At 36.5% G+C, this 21,747-nt stretch carries 26 protein-coding genes; 3 read left to right on the forward strand and 23 right to left on the reverse strand.

Annotation, left to right across the window (positions count from 1 at the left end; all coding sequences use genetic code 11):
* Nucleotides 1-2 precede the first annotated feature (2 nt).
* A complete protein-coding gene (locus DET63_RS30990) occupies nt 3-98 on the forward strand; it encodes an IS3 family transposase (protein ID WP_142675669.1) in 96 nt (31 codons plus the stop codon).
* A 96-nt stretch (nt 99-194) separates the two neighbouring features.
* On the opposite strand, the gene DET63_RS00010 is transcribed toward DET63_RS30990, so the two are convergent.
* Complete coding sequence (locus tag DET63_RS00010) at nt 195-923, reverse strand: glycerophosphodiester phosphodiesterase (protein ID WP_113935551.1); 729 nt, start codon at nt 921-923, stop codon at nt 195-197.
* Nucleotides 924-973: 50 nt separating this feature from the next.
* Between DET63_RS00010 and DET63_RS00015 the strand changes: the two genes are divergently transcribed.
* Nucleotides 974-1,120 carry a YycC family protein gene (locus DET63_RS00015; protein ID WP_001247671.1) on the forward strand — a complete coding sequence of 49 codons (147 nt, stop codon included), beginning with the start codon at nt 974-976 and terminating at the stop codon, nt 1,118-1,120.
* A gap of 155 nt (nt 1,121-1,275) precedes the next feature.
* On the opposite strand, the gene spo0A is transcribed toward DET63_RS00015, so the two are convergent.
* From spo0A to accB, 14 genes are all read right to left on the reverse strand, one after another.
* Nucleotides 1,276-2,070: a sporulation transcription factor Spo0A gene (gene spo0A, locus DET63_RS00020; protein WP_002015081.1), complete on the reverse strand. Its 795-nt coding sequence runs from the start codon at nt 2,068-2,070 to the stop codon at nt 1,276-1,278.
* A 286-nt stretch (nt 2,071-2,356) separates the two neighbouring features.
* Nucleotides 2,357-3,649: a SpoIVB peptidase gene (gene spoIVB, locus DET63_RS00030; protein WP_002015079.1), complete on the reverse strand. Its 1,293-nt coding sequence runs from the start codon at nt 3,647-3,649 to the stop codon at nt 2,357-2,359.
* A 119-nt stretch (nt 3,650-3,768) separates the two neighbouring features.
* Entirely contained in the window at nt 3,769-5,508 is a 1,740-nt protein-coding gene (recN, locus tag DET63_RS00035) for a DNA repair protein RecN (RefSeq protein ID WP_002088564.1), read from the reverse strand.
* Nucleotides 5,509-5,778: 270 nt separating this feature from the next.
* Nucleotides 5,779-6,228 carry an arginine repressor ArgR gene (gene argR / locus DET63_RS00040; RefSeq protein WP_002015076.1) on the reverse strand — a complete coding sequence of 150 codons (450 nt, stop codon included), beginning with the start codon at nt 6,226-6,228 and terminating at the stop codon, nt 5,779-5,781.
* Nucleotides 6,229-6,370: 142 nt separating this feature from the next.
* Complete coding sequence (locus tag DET63_RS00045; RefSeq protein ID WP_002015074.1) at nt 6,371-7,210, reverse strand: TlyA family RNA methyltransferase; 840 nt, start codon at nt 7,208-7,210, stop codon at nt 6,371-6,373.
* Nucleotides 7,211-7,213: 3 nt separating this feature from the next.
* Nucleotides 7,214-9,106, reverse strand: coding sequence for a 1-deoxy-D-xylulose-5-phosphate synthase (gene dxs, locus DET63_RS00050; protein WP_002067083.1), 1,893 nt, complete (start codon nt 9,104-9,106; stop codon nt 7,214-7,216).
* Between the two features lie 308 nt (nt 9,107-9,414).
* Nucleotides 9,415-10,308: a (2E,6E)-farnesyl diphosphate synthase gene (gene ispA, locus DET63_RS00055; RefSeq protein WP_002015072.1), complete on the reverse strand. Its 894-nt coding sequence runs from the start codon at nt 10,306-10,308 to the stop codon at nt 9,415-9,417.
* Nucleotides 10,308-10,538, reverse strand: a complete 231-nt coding sequence (xseB, locus tag DET63_RS00060) for an exodeoxyribonuclease VII small subunit (protein WP_000428422.1) — start codon at nt 10,536-10,538, stop codon at nt 10,308-10,310. Before xseB ends, ispA begins: the two co-directional genes overlap by 1 nt.
* Nucleotides 10,528-11,886: an exodeoxyribonuclease VII large subunit gene (xseA, locus tag DET63_RS00065; protein ID WP_002192510.1), complete on the reverse strand. Its 1,359-nt coding sequence runs from the start codon at nt 11,884-11,886 to the stop codon at nt 10,528-10,530. The genes xseB and xseA overlap by 11 nt, the downstream gene beginning before the upstream one ends.
* Nucleotides 11,887-11,912: 26 nt before the next feature.
* Nucleotides 11,913-12,773, reverse strand: a complete 861-nt coding sequence (gene folD, locus DET63_RS00070; protein ID WP_113935552.1) for a bifunctional methylenetetrahydrofolate dehydrogenase/methenyltetrahydrofolate cyclohydrolase FolD — start codon at nt 12,771-12,773, stop codon at nt 11,913-11,915.
* A gap of 23 nt (nt 12,774-12,796) precedes the next feature.
* Nucleotides 12,797-13,189: a N utilization substance protein NusB gene (gene nusB / locus DET63_RS00075; RefSeq protein ID WP_113935553.1), complete on the reverse strand. Its 393-nt coding sequence runs from the start codon at nt 13,187-13,189 to the stop codon at nt 12,797-12,799.
* A 348-nt stretch (nt 13,190-13,537) separates the two neighbouring features.
* Nucleotides 13,538-13,930 carry an Asp23/Gls24 family envelope stress response protein gene (locus tag DET63_RS00080; protein ID WP_000807630.1) on the reverse strand — a complete coding sequence of 131 codons (393 nt, stop codon included), beginning with the start codon at nt 13,928-13,930 and terminating at the stop codon, nt 13,538-13,540.
* 22 nt (nt 13,931-13,952) lie between these two features.
* Nucleotides 13,953-15,305 (reverse strand): acetyl-CoA carboxylase biotin carboxylase subunit, encoded by a 1,353-nt coding sequence (accC, locus tag DET63_RS00085; RefSeq protein WP_002015065.1) that lies wholly within the window; start codon nt 15,303-15,305, stop codon nt 13,953-13,955.
* 16 nt (nt 15,306-15,321) lie between these two features.
* Nucleotides 15,322-15,810, reverse strand: coding sequence for an acetyl-CoA carboxylase biotin carboxyl carrier protein (gene accB, locus DET63_RS00090; RefSeq protein ID WP_002067078.1), 489 nt, complete (start codon nt 15,808-15,810; stop codon nt 15,322-15,324).
* Nucleotides 15,811-16,281: 471 nt separating this feature from the next.
* Here accB and DET63_RS00095 point away from each other — a divergent pair, with 471 nt between their 5' ends.
* Nucleotides 16,282-16,479, forward strand: coding sequence for a hypothetical protein (locus tag DET63_RS00095; RefSeq protein ID WP_012261697.1), 198 nt, complete (start codon nt 16,282-16,284; stop codon nt 16,477-16,479).
* A 52-nt stretch (nt 16,480-16,531) separates the two neighbouring features.
* Here the strand turns inward: DET63_RS00095 and DET63_RS00100 are convergent, their stop codons facing one another.
* Genes DET63_RS00100 through spoIIIAA form a run of 8 tightly spaced genes read right to left on the reverse strand, consistent with a single transcriptional unit; the run spans nt 16,532 to nt 21,744 of the window.
* Nucleotides 16,532-17,188 carry a SpoIIIAH-like family protein gene (locus DET63_RS00100; protein ID WP_002067104.1) on the reverse strand — a complete coding sequence of 219 codons (657 nt, stop codon included), beginning with the start codon at nt 17,186-17,188 and terminating at the stop codon, nt 16,532-16,534.
* Between the two features lie 15 nt (nt 17,189-17,203).
* A complete protein-coding gene (gene spoIIIAG, locus DET63_RS00105; RefSeq protein ID WP_113935554.1) occupies nt 17,204-17,866 on the reverse strand; it encodes a stage III sporulation protein AG in 663 nt (220 codons plus the stop codon).
* Entirely contained in the window at nt 17,856-18,488 is a 633-nt protein-coding gene (gene spoIIIAF, locus DET63_RS00110; protein WP_113935555.1) for a stage III sporulation protein AF, read from the reverse strand. Before spoIIIAF ends, spoIIIAG begins: the two co-directional genes overlap by 11 nt.
* 12 nt (nt 18,489-18,500) lie before the next feature.
* Nucleotides 18,501-19,673 carry a stage III sporulation protein AE gene (gene spoIIIAE / locus DET63_RS00115; RefSeq protein ID WP_002067101.1) on the reverse strand — a complete coding sequence of 391 codons (1,173 nt, stop codon included), beginning with the start codon at nt 19,671-19,673 and terminating at the stop codon, nt 18,501-18,503.
* Between the two features lie 10 nt (nt 19,674-19,683).
* The gene (gene spoIIIAD, locus DET63_RS00120) at nt 19,684-20,067 is read right to left on the reverse strand and encodes a stage III sporulation protein AD (protein WP_113935556.1); all 384 of its coding nucleotides are present in this window, start codon (nt 20,065-20,067) and stop codon (nt 19,684-19,686) included.
* A 23-nt stretch (nt 20,068-20,090) separates the two neighbouring features.
* The gene (gene spoIIIAC, locus DET63_RS00125; protein ID WP_000020914.1) at nt 20,091-20,294 is read right to left on the reverse strand and encodes a stage III sporulation protein AC; all 204 of its coding nucleotides are present in this window, start codon (nt 20,292-20,294) and stop codon (nt 20,091-20,093) included.
* A 14-nt stretch (nt 20,295-20,308) separates the two neighbouring features.
* Nucleotides 20,309-20,824 carry a stage III sporulation protein SpoIIIAB gene (spoIIIAB, locus tag DET63_RS00130; protein ID WP_002088574.1) on the reverse strand — a complete coding sequence of 172 codons (516 nt, stop codon included), beginning with the start codon at nt 20,822-20,824 and terminating at the stop codon, nt 20,309-20,311.
* Complete coding sequence (gene spoIIIAA, locus DET63_RS00135; protein ID WP_113935557.1) at nt 20,818-21,744, reverse strand: stage III sporulation protein AA; 927 nt, start codon at nt 21,742-21,744, stop codon at nt 20,818-20,820. Before spoIIIAA ends, spoIIIAB begins: the two co-directional genes overlap by 7 nt.
* Nucleotides 21,745-21,747: the final 3 nt, after the last annotated feature.

Raw genomic sequence — 21,747 nt, forward strand, 5'->3', positions numbered from 1 at the left:
AGATGTTGTATTTGAATCATTTTAAAACAGAAGAAGATTTAATACAAGCAATTGAAGAATATATTTACTTTTATAACTATAAACGGTTCCAAAAATGACTCAACCATCGAGCTCCGATAGAATATCGAATCTCGATGGCTGCTTAGTCTTTTTAATACTGTCTACTTGACAGGGATAAGACCATATATTAGGTCTCATTTTTTTATCGGTAATAAAGTTCTTGCTGTTTCAGGATGATCAGTAATAATCGCTGATATATCCATATCAAAATATTTACGCATAAGCGTTTCTTCATTTATTGTGTAAGGACGAACCTCCACACCACTTTCCATCGTTAATTCAGCGATAGCATCTTGAAGATAACGATAATTCGGATGTACTGCAGTAGCACCCATCTTTTTTGCATATGCCCACGGGCTATGCAAACCTTCACGATACAAAATAGCTGTTTGAATATCAGGAGCCATCAAATGACATTTTTTCATACTGTAGTGATTAAACGAAGAAAATATAACACGATCCTCTAGACTAAACTTACGTACAAGCGTTATAACCTCTTCTTCTAAACCTCTGTATGGAATTTTATTATTTTTCAGTTCAATATTGAGTAGCAATTTCGTTTTTGCGAGCCATTCTAACACCTCTTCTAGAAGAGGTATTTTGCAAAAACCTACTTTGTCACCGAATTTATAACTCGCATCCAACTTACATAAATCCTCATATAAATAATTTCGAACCGTACCTTTTCCATTTGTTGTCCGATCCACCGTTTCATCATGAATAACGACAACTTTTCCATCTTTCGTGAATTGAACATCGAGTTCAATTCCATCTGCCCCGAAAGCCCCCGCCGCTTCAAATGAAATCATTGTATTTTCCGGATACGTTCCCGCTGCACCACGATGTGCAAATATAAGAGTCATCCTCACTCCCCCAATCTTATGCTATACTATACGAAAAAGGAGGTACTTCTATGAGACCATTACAAATTTCTCCAGACACTGCAGTCCGCCTATCAAAAGCGTTAGGTGTTCCACTTGAACAACTTATGCATATGCCACAGCATATTTTAATACAAAAGTTAGTTGAATTAGAAAAACAAAATAAAGACGAAGAATAATATAGTCCTGTTTTGCAGGGCTTTTTATTATCACCTATTATATCACGGATAACTTACCCACTAAAATTATGAATGTGGGAAACAAAATAAAAGATCAACGAGTGTTTTAAACTCATTGATCTTTTATAAAAATATTTATTTTGAATATACTAATCTCAACTAGCCTTATGTTCAAGTCTTAGCTTATCCGCAACCATTGCGATGAACTCGGAATTCGTAGGTTTTGCTTTTGACATGGATACTGTATAACCAAATAAGGACGAAATAGAATCAATATTCCCACGGCTCCAAGCTACTTCAATTGCGTGACGGATTGCGCGCTCGACACGGCTTGCTGTTGTATTATATTTCTTTGCAATATCTGGATATAATACTTTCGTAATAGATCCTAGTAATTCGATATCATTGTACACCATAGAGATTGCTTCTCGTAAGTACATGTACCCTTTAATATGAGCGGGTACACCAATTTCATGAATGATACTTGTAATACTCGCATCTAAGTTTTTCGGTTTTCCATCGATCGTTGTTGCTGATCGGAAAGATGGTAATGGACGTTTAATAGTAGCACTTTCCTTACCACTAACTTGACGAATATGACTTGTTAAATTCTCCATATCAAATGGTTTTAATATGAAATATGATGCTCCTAAATCAACCGCTTTTTTCGTCACATCTTCTTGTCCGAATGCTGTCAACATAATAACGCTAGGTTGTCTTAATCTTTCAATATGTCGCATTTTCTCTAGCACAGCTAGACCATCTAAATGTGGCATAATAATGTCTAAAACGAGTATATCAGGCTGCTTTTCTTTCAATAAGTTTAAACATTCTTGACCATTGTAAGCAATTCCGATAACTTCCATATCATCTTGGGCAGCAACATAACTCTCTAGCATCGATACCAATTCTTTATTATCATCCACAAGACATACTTTAATTTTCTCCACAGTTTTTCCTCCCTTACCGAATCGATTCTTCCGACATGTGTAAGCTTCTAGGCTACATGAATTGTTCGACAATTGTGTGAAAATTCCCTTTAAAGTTTCTTACTTTCCGATAAAATCACAAAAAAATATGTTTATCGTTCATTTTTTTACTTTCGCAACACATTCCATCATAGAATTACAGCGAAACGTTCAACCCTTTGCTTATATCTTACAACAAAAAACAGCTCTTGCGGAGCTTTTACAAAATTTCAACGAATTTTTCAAAAGAAAAGCGAGCTAATATGTATTAGCTCGCTTTTTTCTCTTGATCATAAATATTAATTCCAGCCTCATGTAACATCCATTCAATATGAACACCGTATCCTGACGTTGGATCATTTACAAATACATGTGTAACCGCACCAATTACTTTCCCATTTTGTACAATCGGACTTCCACTCATTCCTTGTACAATACCACCCGTTTTTGCTAGTAAACGTTTATCTGTCACTTTTATAACCATACCTTTTGTAGCTGGGAACTTTTGTGGTACCGTACTAACAACTTCAATATCAAATGCTTCCACCTTATCTTGATCAATAACTGTTAATATTTTCGCTGGCCCTTCTTTTACTTGATGGGATAATGCGATAGGCATTGCTTTATCCATTATGCCGTTTGTCATATCTGTATTTAATTTCCCAAAAATACCATACGGGCTATTTATTGTAATATTACCAATCACTTCACGATCCGGTGAAAATCTTGCTAATTTTTCTCCCGGGTTCCCGTGACTTCCTCTTTCAATAGACGTTACTGTCGAACGCATAATTTGTCCATCTTCTACTTGAATTGGTTTTTTTGTATCATTATCGGAAATTACATGACCAAGCGCTCCATATTTCATAGAATCTGGATGTACAAATGTCATCGTTCCGATACCAGCTGCTGAATCACGAATATACAGTCCAATTCGGTAAGAGGATTCACCATTGTCTTTTTGCGGTGTTAGCTTAGCACGAATATATTTTCCATCTCTTAATAAAACAAGATTAAGCGGTTCACCTGTTTCTCCACTATTATGAATAAATGGTGCTACATCACTCATTCTTTCAATTGTTTTACCATTGATTTCAGTAATCATATCTCCAATCTGTACACCAGCTGTTTCACCAGGAGATACTTTACCCTTTTCAGTTTGAATTAAATGATGGCCTACAACAAGTACACCTTTTGTGTTCAATTTTACACCAATCGATTGTCCACCTGGAATAACTTTAAAATCTTTTAATACTTTCACATTTACTTTTTTCACTGGAAAACCAGCAAGTTGAAACACCATATCAGCTTCACCATTTTGGTGAGAATTTACCATAAGTTCTTGTTCATTTGAACTTACAGTAAACACATTACGATTTGTAGATGCAGCCTTAAAAACTGGTAATGATGCTATTTCTGATTGTTGTCCTTCAAAAACAACAAGTTGCTTCGGCGATGAAATAAACGTTCGAAGCGGTTTAAAACATCCAATAAAAACTAGAGAAACAAGGAGACAAAGACCTATTATTTTTCGAAATCTTTCTAATTTCAATTTGTTCACTCTCCTCGCTCCTACCCCACATTCAGCCTCTTGGCTTCACTTTTTAATCTCTCCTTGCAGCGCTTTATTTATAACCGGAAGAATTAAGAAATCGTCATTTGAGAAAAAAAAGCTATCCATTACTGGATAGCCTCTGCTGTCTGTTTGAAATGATGCGCTTGCGTAAGTAACTCTTTCGCATGCTCTGTCGTTAAATCTGTAATTTCAACACCAGAAATCATTCGAGCAATTTCTGTTACTTTTTCATCCGTACTTAACACAGTAACCGATGTAATCGTACGATCATTCGCCACTTGTTTTCTAATAAATAAATGAGAGTCCGCCATTGAAGCTACTTGAGGTAAGTGCGTAATACAAAGTACTTGCGAGTTTACTGATACACGATAAATTTTTTCCGCAATAGCCTGTGCAACCCGACCACTCACACCCGTATCCACTTCATCAAAAATAACAGATGCAACACCTTGATGCTTAGAAAAAATGCTTTTTAAAGCTAAAATAATACGAGATAACTCTCCGCCAGAAGCGACCTTTGAAAGTGGCTTTAACGGTTCACCCGGATTCGTTGAAATATAAAATTCCACATGATCGTAGCCATCAGCCGTAAGTTTTACCGGTGTTCCTTCCACGAGAGGTTCTTCTACATTTCCTACCCTCTTCATAATTCTCACTTCAAATTTCGTTTTTTCCATATATAGTTCTTTTAATTCTTGATGAATAGCGCTTGTAAGATGATCTGCAAGCTCATGACGCATAGTACTTAACAACGTTGCTTCTTTTACAATAACACCTTCTAATTTCGTTAACTGCTTTCTCGTCGTTTCAATATGTACGTCTTTATTTTCAATCGTAAAAATTTCTTGTTCAATTTTATCAGCATACGCTAAAATCTCTTCTACAGTATTTCCATACTTTCTCTTTAACATACGGATTTCATTCAAACGTGTTTCAATTTCATCTAGACGTTTCGGATCGTATTCCATCATGTCTAATTTTTCTCTAAGCTGGTATGCAACTTCTTCTAATAAGTAATAACTATTTGCAATAGAATCATGATTTTCTTGATACGCTTCATCTAAGTGCGTAATACTCTCCATTTGTCCCATTGCATTTCTTACGTGATCCAATCCCTGTCCGTCTCCACTTAACGAACGATACGCATCTCCTAATGCTTTATAAATCTTTTCAAAATTGGAGATTTTTAATCGTTCCTCAGTCAATTCATATTCTTCATCCATTTTTAAATCCGCCTTACGAATTTCTTCATGTTGGAATTGAATTAAATCTAGACGATGGGCCATTTGTTGTTCATTTTCACTTAAAGATTTCAGCTGTTTTTTTAACTTCTCATAGTCTGTATATACATTTTGATATATGCCCAATTGTTTAACAATGCGATTTCCATCAAAATGATCAAGCATAAACATATGACGCTCTTCATTCATTAAATCTTGTGTTTCATGCTGTCCATGAATATCAACTAGCGTTTTTCCAATCTCTTTTAATATGCTGAGTGTAACAAGTTTCCCATTTACACGACAGACACTTTTTCCGTTCGCAGCGATGTCACGCTTCAAAATAATCATGCCATCTTCTATTTCTATATCTAACTCTTCTGCCTTTGCGATACATGGATGTTTGTCATCTTCTACATAGAATAAGCCTTCTATCTCAGCCTTTTCTGTTCCATATCGAACAAATTCTGCTGAACCACGGCCACCAACAAGCAAACTAATTGCATCAATAATAATGGATTTTCCAGCTCCTGTTTCACCACTTAAAACGGTTAAACCTTTTTGAAAAGAAATATTTAATGCCTCAATAATAGCAAAGTTTCTGATCGATAATTCCGATAACAATGCCCCATTCACCTCGTTATAAACTAATCCCCTATTAAGGGCTTTTCTCAGTATTCTTCATTCAAATAGTTATACTATATGTTTGTATGTATAAATTACTCTTCTAACCCGCTCCATTGTACCAAACATTCGTTTTACGGGTCAATCCACCTATTTTCTAACTTCATTCAAAAAAAATAATGTATTGTATTTGAAAATCCGTATTTTTCGCCAATAAAAATATCTTGTTTACTTTCCACTTTACAGAGGAAAGTAAACAAGATTTTTCTGTTAAAGCATATTTAAGAAACGATCAGAGACAACACCTGTATCTTCAGGTGTACGGCAAATAATTAAGCAAGTATCATCACCACAAATGGTTCCGACGATCTCATCCCACTCTAAATGATCAATGAGTGCCCCAAGTGAATGAGCGTTACCAGGCAATGTTTTTAGCACAAGCATATGTCCTGCCGTGTCTAATTTTACAAATGAATCCACTAGATTTCGTTTTAATTTTTGCAACGGATTAAATCGTTGATCTGCTGGCAAGCTATATTTATAGCGGCCATCATGTAATGGCACCTTCACTAAGTGCAGTTCTTTAATATCGCGCGATACTGTTGCTTGCGTTACATTAAACCCCACATTACGTAAAATATCAACTAGTTCATCTTGTGTTTCAATTTCTTTGTTAGCAATAATTTCCCTGATTTTAATATGGCGCTGACCTTTATTCATACATTTGCACCTCACACTATCTCTTACCATAGTTTAAACATTGGTATACTTCATTTATTTATGTTACCGTATAATCCATTACTTGTACACAATTGTTTTTACAATCATTATACGATTACAACAAAAAGAGGAACAACATATGTTATTCCCCTTTCCCTTTTTGTTTTAGAACATCATGTGCTTCTGTAACAACTTGCTCAATAGAAACCGGAGAATGATTTTCGCCATTCTCACGCTCACCGTGCCACTTTAGATGAATTAAAAATTCAATATTTCCATCCCCGCCTGTAATTGGTGAGAATGTTAAACCTTCGATATTATAGCCTTCCTTAAGAGCAAAATCGACAATCATTTCCACGACAGCTTCATGTACTTTTCTATCACGAACAATGCCTTTTTTCCCGACTTGTTCTCGTCCAGCTTCAAACTGAGGTTTAATCAATGCAGCTACATCACCATTTGGCATAAGCATTGTTTTTAAAACCGGCAATATAAGCCTTAATGATATAAATGAAACATCAATACTTGCAAACTGCGGTAAACCACGCTCTAAATCTGCCGGTGTCACGTAACGGAAGTTCGTTCGTTCCATCACAACAACACGCTCATCTTGACGCAATTTCCACGCAAGTTGATTATATCCTACATCTAATGCGTAGGATAACTTCGCCCCATTTTGAAGCGCACAGTCTGTAAAACCACCAGTTGATGAACCAATATCTATCATAACCTTATCTTGTAAATCAAGTTGAAATGTTTCTAATGCCTTTTCAAGCTTATAACCACCACGGCTTACATACGGCATGACTTGCCCTTTCACCGTAATCTCCGTATCTTGCGAGATTTTCTCCCCTGGCTTATCGAGTCTCATTTCATTCGCATATACAAGACCTGCCATAACAGCACGTTTAGCCTTCTCACGCGTTTCTATAAGCCCTCGCTCTACTAATAGTACATCTACTCTTTCTTTTTTTACGCTCATTTGTTACGCCCTTTTTTGTTTTGATGGAATCATTGTATGAATACGGTCTACAACAGCATCTGTCGTTAAACCAATTTCTTCTAACAGTTTTGTTACACTACCATGCTCTATGAAGCGATCAGGAATACCCATTCGTTCAATTAAAGCACTATGGTATCCGTTCTCAGAAGCAAATTCAACTACTCCCGTTCCAAAGCCACCGATTAAACAAGCCTCTTCAATCGTTAAAATCGGTATATTTTTCCCTAAAAGCTCATGTAAATATGCTTCGTCCATCGGCTTAATAAAGCGAGCATTCACTACTTTCACTGATACTCCAGCTTGTTCAAGACGCTCAGCTGCTTCCATTGCCATCGGGATTGTCGTACCAAACGTTAAAATTGCTGCTTGTGTGCCTTCTTTTAACGTTTCCCATGTACCGATTGGAATCGCCTTTAATTCTTCATCCATTTGAACGCCAAGTCCATTTCCGCGTGCATAACGTAAAGCAATCGGTCCATCTTCGTATTGCATCGCTGTATATACTAAATGTTGACCTTCATTTTCATCTTTCGGCATCATAAGCACCATATTCGGCAAGTGACGTAAAAACGCGATGTCAAATACACCTTGATGCGTTTCACCGTCTGCTCCTACTAATCCAGAGCGATCTATTCCAATGAAAACATTTAAATTTTGGCGACAAATATCATGAACAACTTGGTCATATGCTCTTTGTAAAAATGTTGAATAAATTGCTAAGAACGGCTTCATCCCTTGTGTTGCCATACCAGCTGCCATTGTTGTAGCATGCTGCTCTGCAATACCTACATCAATCATGCGATCCGGAAATTCTTTTTGGAATTTCTCAAGTTTCGATCCAACAGGCATTGCAGGCGTAATTGCAACGATACGTTCATCCGTTCTCGCTAGCTTAAGCACTGTTTCACTAACAACAGCACTCCATGCTGGTGCAACTTCTTTCGGTTTAACGAAGTCACCTGACTCAATTTTATACGGTCCTGTTCCATGCCAAGTTCCAATAACGTCACTTTCAGCTGGTTTATAACCTTTTCCTTTTTTCGTAATAACATGAACAAGTACTGGGCCTTTTGTTTTCTTTGCATATTGCAACGTTTCGAATAACTTTTCATAATCATGCCCATCGACCGGACCTAAATATGTAAAGCCTAATTCTTCAAAAAAGACGCCTGATACTAGTAAATATTTTAGACTATCTTTTATTTTCTCTGCTGTCGCAGCAACTTTCCCGCCGACTGCTGGGATTTTTTTCAATATATACTCTAGTTCATCTTTTACCCAATGGTACTTCCCTGCGGTACGTAAACGACCAAGTACATTATGAAGTGCACCGACGTTTGGTGCAATTGACATTTCATTGTCATTCAAAATAACAATCATGTCCGTTTTTTCATGCCCAATGTGGTTCAATGCCTCTAAAGCCATTCCGCCTGTTAATGCACCATCGCCAATGATTGGTATAACGTATTCTTCCGTTTTCTTTAAATCACGTGCTAGAGCCATTCCCATTGCAGCAGATAACGACGTTGAACTATGACCAGTTTCCCAAACATCATGCTCACTCTCACAGCGTTTTGGAAAACCACATAGACCTTGGTATTGCCTTAATGTGCCGAATTCTTTCGCACGCCCTGTTAAAATTTTATGTACATAGGATTGATGTCCTACGTCCCATAAAAACTTATCTTTCGGACTATCAAATAATTTATGCAGAGCAATTGTGAGTTCTACTACACCTAAATTAGGTGCAATATGTCCACCTGTTTGAGAGAGCTCTTCAATTAAAAACTTACGAATATCCTCACTCAACCCCTCTAGTTCACTGATAGACATATCTTTCAAAAAACTAGGGTTTTGAATTTGCGTTAGATCCACATGGATCACTCACTTTCATTTCATAATCTGTCAACATGTCAAATATTATAAGAAACATTTACACAACACAAGAAATTATCTTTTCTATTCTTTTTATCTTGTCCTGCTTTCAGAAAACACTTCCATTTTTTCACTTATCATATTATACATCATATTTCTTTACGTGATGAAAAAAATAGCCGCTAACACGAAGTGATAACGGCAATGTAATCTACATATATTTTTGCCAATAACAAGAAAAGAAAAACCTTTTCCTACATTTATATCATAAAATGATGAATGACTCAACAAATGGAAACGCTGTTATATTAGTTATTACGTTTTGCGATTAAATCACAAATAGATAGTAAATATTCATCTTGTAATTGTAAGGAGCTAATAGAATCTTTTGCTTTTGCAATTTTCTCCTCTAAAATAGATTTTGCTCTATCTACAGTAAATAACGTCGTATATGTGCTCTTCTCGTTGGAAGCATCACTACCAATCGGTTTTCCAATCTCTTCTTCTGTTCCTTCTACATCCAAAATATCATCTCTAATTTGGAAAGCTAGACCGATATATTTCGCAAATGCAAGTAACTTCTCTTCTTGCTCTTCTGTAGCATCAGAAAGTATCGCTCCTGCAAGTACAGCAAACTCAAGCAGTTTACCTGTCTTATGATTATGGATGTACTCTAATTCATTAATTGTAAGTCGTTTTCCTTCAGCTTCCATATCTGCCACTTGTCCAGCAACCATTCCTTCAGGTCCTGCTGCTTTCGCAAGCTCAAGTACAAGTCTTACTTTTTTTTCAGCAGAGATTTCTTTTTGCTCATATGCCATAATAACTTGAAAAGCATATGTCAACAAACCATCTCCCGCTAAAACTGCCATTGCTTCACCAAATACTTTATGATTTGTAGGCTTTCCTCGTCTTAGATCATCATCATCCATACAAGGTAAATCATCATGAATTAACGAATATGTATGAATCATTTCAAGGGCACAAGCTGCACCCACTCCAAGATTTCTTTCTTTCCCAAACGCTTGTAACGTTGCAAATAAAAGTAACGGGCGGAGACGTTTCCCACCCGCTTCCAAAGAATATGCCATCGCTTCACGAAGCACATTTGGACATTGTAATTCATTTGCATAGCTTACAAGCTTTTCTTCTACGAAAGTTTTACTCTCTTTCAAAAAAGCATCAAAAGCTATATGTGTCACTATGCTTCATCTCCTAAAGCAGTAAACGGTTTAAGCTCTCCATCTTCCCCAAGGATAACTGCCATTTGTTCTTGTACATCTTTCAATTTCTCATCACAAAGCTTAGATAATTCCATGCCTTCCTTAAAATAAGAAATTGCTTCTTCTAAAGGTACATCACCTTGTTCAAGCTTAGAAACGAGATGCTCAAGCTGCGAAATTGCTTCTTCAAAGCTTAACTTATTTTCCATTATTCAATTCACGCTCCTCTATGCTTGATACGCTACAATCTAGTATTCCATCTTGTAATTGAACCGAAACAGCATCTCCAAGGCTAACATCTTTCACGCTTTTTAATACTTGTTTCTCTTCATCGTATACAAGCCCATACCCTCTCATCATTACTTTAAGCGGGCTTAATACCTCAAGCTTTTGAGCCGCTCTCACAAATACGAACTCCTTCGTTTGAAGTAATGTTTGCATTTCACGTTGCAACTGCTTTTGCAACGTTTCAATTGCCGTTTTCGTTTGTATAATTTTTTGAGATGGGTGGTGCTTTTCTAAATAAAATGAAAGTTGCTTTAATTGATTTACTTTTTTATCTATATAACGCTCTTTCGCTAAAACAAGTTGTTCAAGAGCCCTGTCTAACTGCTCTTCTTTTTGCTCGTACACTTGCCTTGGATAACGGAACGCATAAGATTTTTGTAACACTTGCAGCTTTTCTTCTTTTTTATGTACTCTTTCTCTCATTGCTCTTTGCAATCTCAGAGTTCTTTGTAATACCTTTTCTTGTAACTCTATAGTATTAGGTACCGCCAGCTCAGCTGCTGCAGTCGGTGTTGGTGCACGTAAATCCGCGACAAAATCTGCGATTGTAAAATCTGTTTCATGGCCTACAGCCGAAATAATCGGAATCTCACTTGTGAAAATTTCTCTTGCAACTATTTCCTCATTAAAGGCCCATAATTCTTCAATAGAGCCTCCACCACGTCCAACAATTAAAACATCAATATCTCCCATTTCATTCGCTGTACGAATTGCTTGTACAATCGAGGGAGCTGCTGACTCCCCTTGTACAAGTACAGGAAACACAATAACATTTCCAATCGGATAACGACGTTTAATTGTTGTTATAATATCGCGAATTGCTGCTCCTGTTGGCGACGTGATTACACCTATTGTTTTAGCATACGGAGGAATTATTTTTTTATAAACTTGAGAAAACAAGCCCTCTTCCTCTAAACGAACTTTTAATTGCTCATAAGCTAAATGCAAGTTTCCAATTCCGTCAGGCTGCATGTCTTGAATATAAATTTGATAAGAACCACTCGCCTCATAAACAGAAATCTTTCCTTTTACAAGTACTTTCATTCCATTTTCCGGTCTGAATTTAATGTTACGATTATGACCCGCAAACATAACCGCTGCAATTCTTGCATTTTCATCTTTCAATGTAAAATACATATGACCACGACTATGATATTTAAAGTTGGAAATTTCTCCTTTTAACCAAACAGACTGTAAATGCGGATCATACTCTATTTTTGTTTTAATATAGCGTGTTAACGCTGTAACGGTTAAATATTGTTTCTCCATTTCTCTCTCCTCATAGCCGATTCAAATTATTGACAAACAACACCTGCACGCTTTGCAGACTCCACAGTGTTGTGAAGAAGCATTGTAATAGTCATTGGGCCGACTCCTTTTGGCACAGGCGTAATGTAACCTGCAACGTCTAATACATTGTCAAAATCAACATCACCACAAAGTTTGCCTGTTTCTAAACGGTTAACACCAACATCAATTACAACCGCACCCTCTTTAATATAGTCAGCTGTTACCATTTTCGGTCGTCCAACGGCTACGATTAAAATATCAGCTAACTTCGATAATTCTTTTATATTTTGCGTCTTAGAATGACAATATGTGACAGTTGCATTTTCATTTAAAAACAGTTGCCCCACTGGTTTACCAACAATATTACTTCTTCCAATTACAACAACATGCTTTCCAGAAATATCAAGATTCGTTTCTTTTACTAATTCTAAAATGCCATGCGGTGTACATGGAAGGAATGTGTCTTGTCCCGTCATCATACGTCCTACGCTGATTGGGTGAAATCCATCTACATCCTTTTCCGGTGAAATTCTTTCAATGATAGCTTTTTCTTCAATGTGTTTTGGTAAAGGTAATTGTACCAATATGCCATTAATGCGGTCGTCTCCATTTAAGCGATCGATTTCAGCAAGCAAACGCTCCTCAGTAATCGTTTCAGGAAGTTCAATTAGCTCTGAATAGATTCCTACGTGCTCACAACCTTTTTCTTTTCCTTTTACATAAGAACGCGATGCTGGATCTTCTCCAACTAAAATAACTGCTAATCCTGGTACAATCCCTTGCTCTTTTAACTTCACAACTTTTTCTTTTAATTGTGCTCGTTTTTTCTCCGCAACTTCATTTCCTTTGATGATTACTGCTACCATTTTAAGTTTCCCCCTTAAAGAAATTACAGTGTATCTTTTATATTAGATAAAACGCCGTTAATAAAACGACGAGATTCCTCATCCCCAAATGTTTTTGCGATTTCAATTGCTTCGTTAATTGTTACATTGTGCGGAATTTCTTCCATGTATCTCATCTCACACACAGCTACACGTAAAATACTGCGATCAACAATACTAATACGCTCAAGCTTCCACTTTTTTAAATTTTGACGAATTGCTGCGTCAATCTCTTCTTTGTTGTCTACAAATCCTACAACAAGTGATTCTAGAAACTCATTTGTTTCTTCGCCTTCATCTAGCGTATTTTCCACCGCTACTTTCGGTTCTAATTCACCTGTAATATCCATTTGGTATAATGCTTGCATTGCTCTTTCTCTAGCCGTCCTACGTTTCATTGTAACTCTCCTTTATACTTCAAGTCTTTCCTTATGTTTTGTTATATTATTATAATTTATAAGCCGTCAATTCACTTACTCTTGCAGTTTTCATTGATTTTCCAACCTTATAATACAATGATAATAACACAATTTATCGTTTCACACACGGGGTACAAGGCTGAAAAATAATAAAAAGATTAACTTCAAGTTCCATATCTTATCACAATGTACGTTTTTTGGAAAAATGAAACATACCGTTTTATTTTTCTTTTTTTTTGAAATAGTATAATAATTAGAGGATTTTAATTTGTGAAGAAATGAAACGATAAAAAAGATGCCTATTTTACTAGGCACCTTTTTCCACTCTTACACTGGTTCGATTTCTGTTTTTTGTGTTTCGAATGTTACGCCAACGATGTGAACGTTCACTTCTTTTGGCTCAAGTCCTGTCATTGTAAAGAGTGCTTGGCGAATATTGTCTTGAATTTTTTGTGCAACAACCGGAATTGCTACACCAAAATACATCACAACATAAAGGTCAACAATAATATCTTCGTTTGCTAATTCAACCTTTACACCTTTACCATGATTTTTCTTACCTAACTTCTCAACAACATCTGTAGCAAAATTACCACGCATTGCCGCTACACCTTCTACTTCAGCAGCTGCAATACCTGCAATTACTTCGATTACTTCTGGTGCAATTTCTACTTTTCCAAGAGTTGTATCTTGACCCATATCTAACATATGTTCAGCCATGAAAAAAACCTCCTTTAATGTATCACTGCGTCACAAGTTCATGCTCTTCCAAAAATTTCGTGTTAAACTCACCTTTTACAAAATCAGGATGCTCTAGCAATTGCAAATGGAACGGGATTGTTGTATGTACGCCTTCAATGACAAACTCACTGAGCGCTCGCTTCATTTTTGCAATTGCCTCTTCACGTGTTTTTCCGTGAACAATTAATTTAGCAACCATCGAATCATAGAAAGGTGGTATTGAATATCCCGGATATACAGCTGAATCGACGCGAATACCAAATCCGCCTGGTGGTAAGTACATTTCTACTTTACCTGGAGATGGCATAAATTTTTTGGCAGGGTTTTCCGCATTAATTCGACATTCCATTGCCCAACCATTAAATTGTACTTCTTCTTGCTGTAACGATAACTTTTCTCCAGAAGCAACAAGAATTTGTTCTTTAATTAAATCCATCCCTGTTACCATTTCAGTAACTGGATGTTCAACTTGGATTCTCGTATTCATCTCCATGAAATAAAAGCTTTTCGTTTTATATTCATAAATAAACTCAACCGTACCAGCACCTGTATAATCAACCGCTACCGCCGCTTTAACTGCTGCTTCACCCATTTGCTTGCGAATATTCTCATCAAGTGCAGGTGATGGACTTTCTTCTAATAGTTTTTGCAGACGGCGCTGAATTGTACAATCACGCTCTCCTAAATGAATGGCATTTCCATGTGTATCTGCCATTATTTGAATCTCAACATGGCGGAAATCTTCAACGTACTTCTCCAAGTATACACCAGGGTTCCCAAAAGCGGTACTGGCTTCTTGCTGTGTAATTTGAATTCCTTTTACAAGCTCTTCTTCATGGCGCGCAACACGAATACCTTTTCCGCCGCCACCTGCAGTCGCTTTAATGATAACTGGATATCCAAGTTGATTAGCAAGCTCGATCGCTTCTTCGGTATTTTTAATAATCCCTTGTGAACCTGGTACAATTGGAACCCCTGCTTCTTTCATTGTATCACGTGCAACGTCTTTTGTGCCCATCTTTGAAATGGCTTCTGGGCTTGGACCGATAAAAATCAAGTTACACTCACGGCATAATTCTGCAAAATCTGCATTCTCTGCTAAAAATCCATATCCCGGATGAATTGCATCACAACCTGTTAATTTCGCAACACTAATAATGTTCGTCAAATTTAAATAGCTTTCTTTTGAAATCGTTGGTCCAACACAATACGCTTCATCTGCAATTTGCACATGAAGTGACTCTTTGTCTGCTTCTGAATAAATTGCAACTGTTTCAATATCCATTTCTTTACAAGCACGAATAATTCGTACAGCAATTTCCCCACGATTGGCTATTAATACTTTTTTTATCATCACAAAGACTCCCTTATTACGCTTTTACAAGAAATAGCGGTTGTCCATACTCAACAAGCTGTCCGTTATTAACAAGAATTTCAACAATTTCGCCCTCTACATCTGCGTCAATTTCGTTAAATAATTTCATAGCTTCAACAATACATACGATAGAATCTTTCGATACTCTGTCCCCAACACTTACATATTGAGGTGTATCAGGCGAAGAAGAGGAATAAAATGTCCCTACCATCGGTGATGTGATTTTATGTAGGTTTTCATCTTGAACAACTTTCTTCTCTTCTTGTTTTTGCACTTCTACTTGCGCTGCCGCTACTGTTGTTTCTACTTCAACAGATGCTGCTGGTTGTACTACTTGTTTCGTTACCGGTGCTTGCACAGCAACAACTTCATTACCACGTTTTTTCATTTTGATTGCTGTACCGTCTTTTTTGTATTCAAATTCATCAATATTAGAGCTATCAATTAATTTAATTAATTCACGAACTTCTTGAATTTTAAACATGTAAAATCCACTCCCATACTCTTGTTTGTCCCGTTTTTACAGATTGGCATCAAACTGATTTACTGTAAAAATACGATGTATTCTATTAGAAAATTTATTCCTATGACATTTACTAATAGAAATATTTACTATTCCCATCTTACGCTAAATTTTTTAAACATTCCAATTTATATTTCTTTATTATAAATCGAAACTCCTGTAAAAATATTATTCCATCAAAAAATTATTACCTAGTAATAATACCAAGTTTCACACAAAATTGGCAAGACCACTTCCTAAAAAACATTCTTTACTTTTTCAAAACTGCAAAGTGTAAAAACGTAATTCCCTCAGAATTCTTCATTTTATCTACGGTAAAAAAACATATTTTTACCAAATATTATTTTTTTGTTTACGCGCCGTTCATTCTTCCTTCATAAAAGAATAGTATGTTCAAAGTGTAGCAAATTTATTGTAGTGAGGTGCGGACATATGATATGGCTCATCCTGTTCTTGCCTGCCGTAGTGATTTGGACATTGGTCCTCTTCATTCACGTCAAATCTGGAAAAACTAATCACCATCATCACGAACCATTAATCTTTTACTCACAGCGTATTTCCCCGTTTCCAATTGAAAATACTAAATACAACTGCAAAGATGAAATAGAAAAAAGCTATCGAAAACGATAGCTTTTTTCTATTATTCTTTTATCTAATTTGAAGCAGCAACACCTATTATAATTTATTTTACTGATGGATCAAATTTCACACCTACATCTTTTGGACCACCTTCACTTCTTACAAGCTGAATAATTTTATTCGCTTCTTTTTGTGAATGCTTTGCCGATTTAACTGTTACTTTAATGTCCGTTCCATCAGCTCTTACAAGAGCATCTTTATATCCACCTTGAGATTTAATCACTGTCTCAAGTAATTGTTGCTTCGTTTCCATCGTAGTGATGGCATCAAGATTATCTTTCGCTTTACTCTTTTCTTCTGCTGAAGATTTTGATGACTTCATTACATTTTGTAACTTTTCTTTCTCTACACTACGCTGATCTTCCATTTGCATACGTAGCGCTGTAAAATTCTCATCGCTTGATTGAACTGTTACACTAGCCTCTTTTTTACTTGTTTCTTTTTTGTCATTCTCTTTTTTGTCTGTTTCTTTATTTGTAGTTTCCTTGCTTGTATTTTCTTTTGTTGTCTCTTTATTTGTAGTTTCTTTCGTTGTTTCTTTTGTAACTGCTTTATCAACACCTTGCTTTTCTTGTCCCATCTTTTCACCCGTTGCCGGTGCTGCTGTATTCATTTTATCAGGAGTTGTTACGTAATAAACAGATAGTACAACCACTAAACTTAACATCGTTAATAGCCAAACCGTTTGTTTTTTTAACACTTTATTTCCTCCCTATCAATTTTTCGGTGATACTGAAACGCGATGAGCTGGTACATCTAATAATCGCGTCACAGCTTCTTTTACCATTGCTTTTATTTGTATATTATCCACTCCCTTTGCTACGACCAGAACACCTCGTACTTTCGGTTTCTCTGTTCGCAAAACAATTGGAGTTTCTTTATCACCTTCACGTATAATGACTGTCTTTTCATCAAGAGACTCGTCTTCTACTTCCCTTTTCCCGCCTGCTTTATCAGTTTCACCTGTCGTTTGTGAACGTTTTACTGTATTTTTCTCGAGTATTTTTTCTTCAGATGAATCTAAGTTCACTTTAATAGTTACATCTTTTACTCCGGCTATCTCTTCTAAAGAAGCTTTCAATTCTTGTTCATACGCTTTTTCGTATTTTTCTACATTTGACATATTATCATTGTTTTTTTGACCGAAAGTTGGTACATCTTTATCTTGGCTTTGACTTGTCTTTTCTTTAAACACAGGCACTTCTTCTTTTTTAGGTGCTAAGAAATTACTAGAAAACATAAGCGCAATCCCAAGTATGAGTAGGACAAGCAAAAACTTAGGTGTTACCTTTTTCCCCTTCTCATTACTTTCTTTTCCATCCCCATTTAATAAGTTTCGAAAAAATGAGAACCTCGAATTTTTATCTTTATTGTCCATTTACGCTACCTGTCCTCCCTTCCATCTGAACTTGGATTTGTTTATCCTCTAGTTGCCACCTGCTTGAAAAGAAATCTTTCATTTCTACATTCGTTTCTTCTATTTTTTTTGGAGGTTCTTTCATATTAATTTCAATGGGCTTTACTGTTTCGATTGCATCATTATTACTACGTTCTTTTTCTTTCAACGTCACAACAACAGATTGAATATCTTTCGCTGACTTTACTTCTCCTGCATGCTCCACTGCGACTATTTGTATTCCAGAGACTGTCATACCATACTTTTTCTCAAACTCTTTTCCTACGTCTTTTTTCATTTTGGTAGCCATCTCTTCTAAACTATATGCACGTGTTAGAGCTTGTATTTCTTTTTTCTTCGAATCTATCGAATTTTTTACAGATCCATCTGCTACGTACTTTTCTTCATTGAAATTTGCGATAACTTCATTTACATCTGTTTGTAACAACTTAAATAGAGGCGTTAAAATTAATACGACTAACAATAGACTTACAACGAATTTAACGTACTTTTGCAAATTTGAATTTGGAAGAATAAGATGAAGCATTGTCGCTAAGAGTAAAAAAACGATAATATTTCTAATCCACTCTGTAACAAATTGCATACTCTTCACCTCCTACCGCATCATGAGAGTAATGTTCCCGGCAGCAATAATAATTGTGATACTTAAAAAGAACATAAATGATACGATAGCTAAGCAAGCAAATACGTAAATGATACTTCGTCCAATGATATCTAAACATTGAATAATTGCTCCTCCGCCTACTGGTTGCAATACTGCTGCTGCGAATTTATAAATAAACGCGATACAAAAAATTTGAATCGCTGGGAAAGCGACAATTAAGCATAAAATAACGAGCCCGATAATTCCTACTGTGTTTTTTAATAATCCAGATGCACTAATAACAGTATCCGCCGCCTCAGTAAACATCCTTCCTACTACAGGAATGAAGTTTCCTGTTACAAATTTAGCCGTTTTCACAGCTATACCATCAGCAACGGCTGACGCTGTTCCCTGTACAGATAATACGCCTAAAAAAACCGTCAAAAAGATACCAATAATCCCAACACTAACGTTTTGCAAAAGCTTGGACAATTTCGTAACTTTATATTGATCACTCATCGTGCTTACAATACTTAATATAGTTGCAAGTAATAAAAGTGGTAGAACAATATAGTTCATAAGAAGCCCACTCGTATTCATTAAGAAAATGATGATTGGATGAAAAAATGATACAGAAACAACACCGCCGCCTGTTGCTACGAGTGCAAGTAAAATTGGTAATAACGCTAGTATAAAATCTACCATTGTTTGTATCGTCTCTCTTGCATATGTCATGACGACATAAAAACTATTTAAAGCGAAAATAATAAGTACCATGTATACGACTGCATCAGCGATTTTACTCACGCTACTCTTTGAAAAAGCAGATTGCAACGATTGCAACAATGCACTGAAAATCGTGAGCATAATGAGCGTTCCAAGTAACTTTCCATTTGCAACAAGCTCGTGAAATAAATATTTTAGTAGACCTATCATCCACTCTTTTATGGAGAACTCTTTTTCTCCCTTTACAAACTCCATAAAGCTTCCTTTTTGACTCTCTGGTAAATAGCCTCCATACTTTGTAACAAGCCCGTCCCAAAATTGCTTCACATCTTCAATTCCGAGCTTATCCAATTGTTGATCAACGACGTTTGTTTCTATAGGAGAAGCTTGTACAACAATCGGTAAAGAAAAGAAAAGGAAGCAAGCAAATAATAGCTTAGCTCCAAACTTCCTCAACATTCACTCCCCCTTATCCCGTAGGTAAAAAACCGAGAATTGTTTCAATTACAACCGTCAAAATAGGAATTGCCATGACGAGAATTAAGATTTTTCCAGCTAATTCAATTTTCGAAGCGATTGCACCTTGACCAGCATCCTTTGTAATTTGCGCACCAAACTCAGCGATATAAGCAATACCTATAATTTTCAATAACGTTTCTACATATACGTTGCTAACCTTCGCTTCACTCGCCACTCTCTCAATCATTTGTAAAATAGAATGAATTTGATCGATTAAGAGAAGAAACATCATGCTACCAATGAACACAATAAATAACGATGTCATACTAGATTTATGCTGATTTAAAACAGCAGCTAAAAATGTAGCAACGAGGCCTAATCCGACAATTTGTATAATTTCGATTCGAACCGCCTCCTTTACTGGAAGAGAAAGACACTTTTAATCTTGTCGAATAGAGTATTAATTAAAAATGCAACATGAAACAAAATAACGACAAAACCGACAAGGATAACCCAATTCGCAATATCCTCTCGCTTTAATTCTTTTAGTACAGTATGAATGAAAGCTAAAACAATGCCGATTCCGGCGATTTGAAATATTAATCCAACATCAATGGACATCGCCTTTCTCCCCCCTATAGCAGTAAAATTACGATAAGTAGCCCTGCTAGTACCCCTAAACTCTTTATCATTTTTTCATATTGTAGTTGTAATGCTTTCGCTTCTCCTTCTTCTCTCTCCAAATGTGTAATACATAAGCGAATATGTTTTTGCTGTGATTCACGATCATGTTGTCCAAGTGTTTCACCAAATTGTTGTAAGATTTCATACTCGGTTTGTTTAAACGCCGTTAACGTCCAGTTCTCCTTCAAACTATCAATCCAAGCTTCTCTAACTGTTTGCTCCCCGTCCTCTAGCCGTTTCGAAAAGCTTTGAAATATCCAATTTAACGGCTTCGGCATTTGTTTGACTAAACGCTCTGCAGCCTCAGATAACGGCGTGTGTCCATACATAATTTCAGCTTCTAATGATTGCAATGCTGCCTTCAATAACCTAAGTTGCCGCGGTCTCTCACTGTACCTTTTAGCGTATGAAAATCCGAAAAAAGTGCTAACAGCAACTATTAATACCGCACCAAATATTTTCACCATACGCCTTGAGCCTTTCTATGAGGTAATACTGGTTTTCCATCTCTATCTTTCACTTGCATAACCGTTCCTGGCCCTCTCGCTTTTGATAATTCCACAAACCTATCAAATACACCAAGTTCCAGCACCGCCTGTAACGATGGACGTTTCACAACATCATCATAAGAAAATCCATGTGCACTTATAAAAAGCTGAACACCTGCATGTACCGCCTCCATAATCGCTTCACTATCTTCTTTACGTCCAATTTCATCTACGATTAATATGTCTGGGCTCATAGAACGAATCATCATCATCATTCCTTCAGCTTTTGGACAAGCGTCTAATACATCTACTCGCACGCCAAAGTCATATTGCGGGATTCCTTTCACACAGCCCGCAATTTCTGATCGTTCATCAACAATTCCCACTTTACATGAAGGAATTTTCGAAGCACTTACACCCTGACTCATACAGCGTGCTACATCTCTTAAAAGTGTTGTTTTCCCCGTTTGCGGTGGACCTATTACCATCGTGTTTAACCATCGTGATTCATAAAGATATGGCAGAAGCGGCTCAGCAATCCCTATTTTTTGACGGGCAATACGAATATTAAAAGAAGAGACATCCCGAATCATTTTCACTGCACTTTTTTCTGTAATGACTTTTCCAGCTAGGCCAATTCTATGTCCTCCTCGTAGTGTCACATATCCACGTTTCAATTCCTCTTCCATCGTATAAATTGAGAATTGACTTAATTTATTCAATAAATGGATTGCATCTTCCGCTGTAGCGATATAGTCATAGAAAAACACTTCTCCATGTGCGATACACTCTAGTGGCCTTCCAATTCGAACACGAATTTCCTCTAGAGTATCGTATTGTTTACAGCCTTCAACTAACTGTCTCATCGTTTTCGGTAAAACTTCTAATACTTCTTTCATAAG

It is taken from the genome of Bacillus sp. DB-2 (assembly GCF_003315125.1).
Lineage (GTDB): Bacteria > Bacillota > Bacilli > Bacillales > Bacillaceae_G > Bacillus_A > Bacillus_A mycoides.

Bases quoted from the DNA above. Each gene is read 5' to 3' on its own strand.
- spoIIIAG (WP_113935554.1), bottom strand. From the start codon at position 17,866: ATGGACAATAAAGATAAAAATTCGAGGTTCTCATTTTTTCGAAACTTA.
- spoIIIAF (WP_113935555.1), bottom strand. From the start codon at position 18,488: ATGCAATTTGTTACAGAGTGGATTAGAAATATTATCGTTTTTTTACTC.
- accC (WP_002015065.1), bottom strand. From the start codon at position 15,305: ATGATAAAAAAAGTATTAATAGCCAATCGTGGGGAAATTGCTGTACGA.
- DET63_RS30990 (WP_142675669.1), top strand. From the start codon at position 3: ATGTTGTATTTGAATCATTTTAAAACAGAAGAAGATTTAATACAAGCA.
- DET63_RS00095 (WP_012261697.1), top strand. From the start codon at position 16,282: ATGATATGGCTCATCCTGTTCTTGCCTGCCGTAGTGATTTGGACATTG.
- argR (WP_002015076.1), bottom strand. From the start codon at position 6,228: ATGAATAAAGGTCAGCGCCATATTAAAATCAGGGAAATTATTGCTAAC.
- folD (WP_113935552.1), bottom strand. From the start codon at position 12,773: ATGGTAGCAGTAATCATCAAAGGAAATGAAGTTGCGGAGAAAAAACGA.
- DET63_RS00045 (WP_002015074.1), bottom strand. From the start codon at position 7,210: ATGAGCGTAAAAAAAGAAAGAGTAGATGTACTATTAGTAGAGCGAGGG.
- spoIIIAE (WP_002067101.1), bottom strand. From the start codon at position 19,673: ATGTTGAGGAAGTTTGGAGCTAAGCTATTATTTGCTTGCTTCCTTTTC.
- spoIIIAA (WP_113935557.1), bottom strand. From the start codon at position 21,744: ATGAAAGAAGTATTAGAAGTTTTACCGAAAACGATGAGACAGTTAGTT.
- spoIIIAB (WP_002088574.1), bottom strand. From the start codon at position 20,824: ATGGTGAAAATATTTGGTGCGGTATTAATAGTTGCTGTTAGCACTTTT.
- accB (WP_002067078.1), bottom strand. From the start codon at position 15,810: ATGTTTAAAATTCAAGAAGTTCGTGAATTAATTAAATTAATTGATAGC.
- DET63_RS00080 (WP_000807630.1), bottom strand. From the start codon at position 13,930: ATGGCTGAACATATGTTAGATATGGGTCAAGATACAACTCTTGGAAAA.
- xseA (WP_002192510.1), bottom strand. From the start codon at position 11,886: ATGGAGAAACAATATTTAACCGTTACAGCGTTAACACGCTATATTAAA.
- nusB (WP_113935553.1), bottom strand. From the start codon at position 13,189: ATGAAACGTAGGACGGCTAGAGAAAGAGCAATGCAAGCATTATACCAA.
- DET63_RS00010 (WP_113935551.1), bottom strand. From the start codon at position 923: ATGACTCTTATATTTGCACATCGTGGTGCAGCGGGAACGTATCCGGAA.
- spoIIIAC (WP_000020914.1), bottom strand. From the start codon at position 20,294: ATGTCCATTGATGTTGGATTAATATTTCAAATCGCCGGAATCGGCATT.
- xseB (WP_000428422.1), bottom strand. From the start codon at position 10,538: ATGGAAAATAAGTTAAGCTTTGAAGAAGCAATTTCGCAGCTTGAGCAT.
- DET63_RS00015 (WP_001247671.1), top strand. From the start codon at position 974: ATGAGACCATTACAAATTTCTCCAGACACTGCAGTCCGCCTATCAAAA.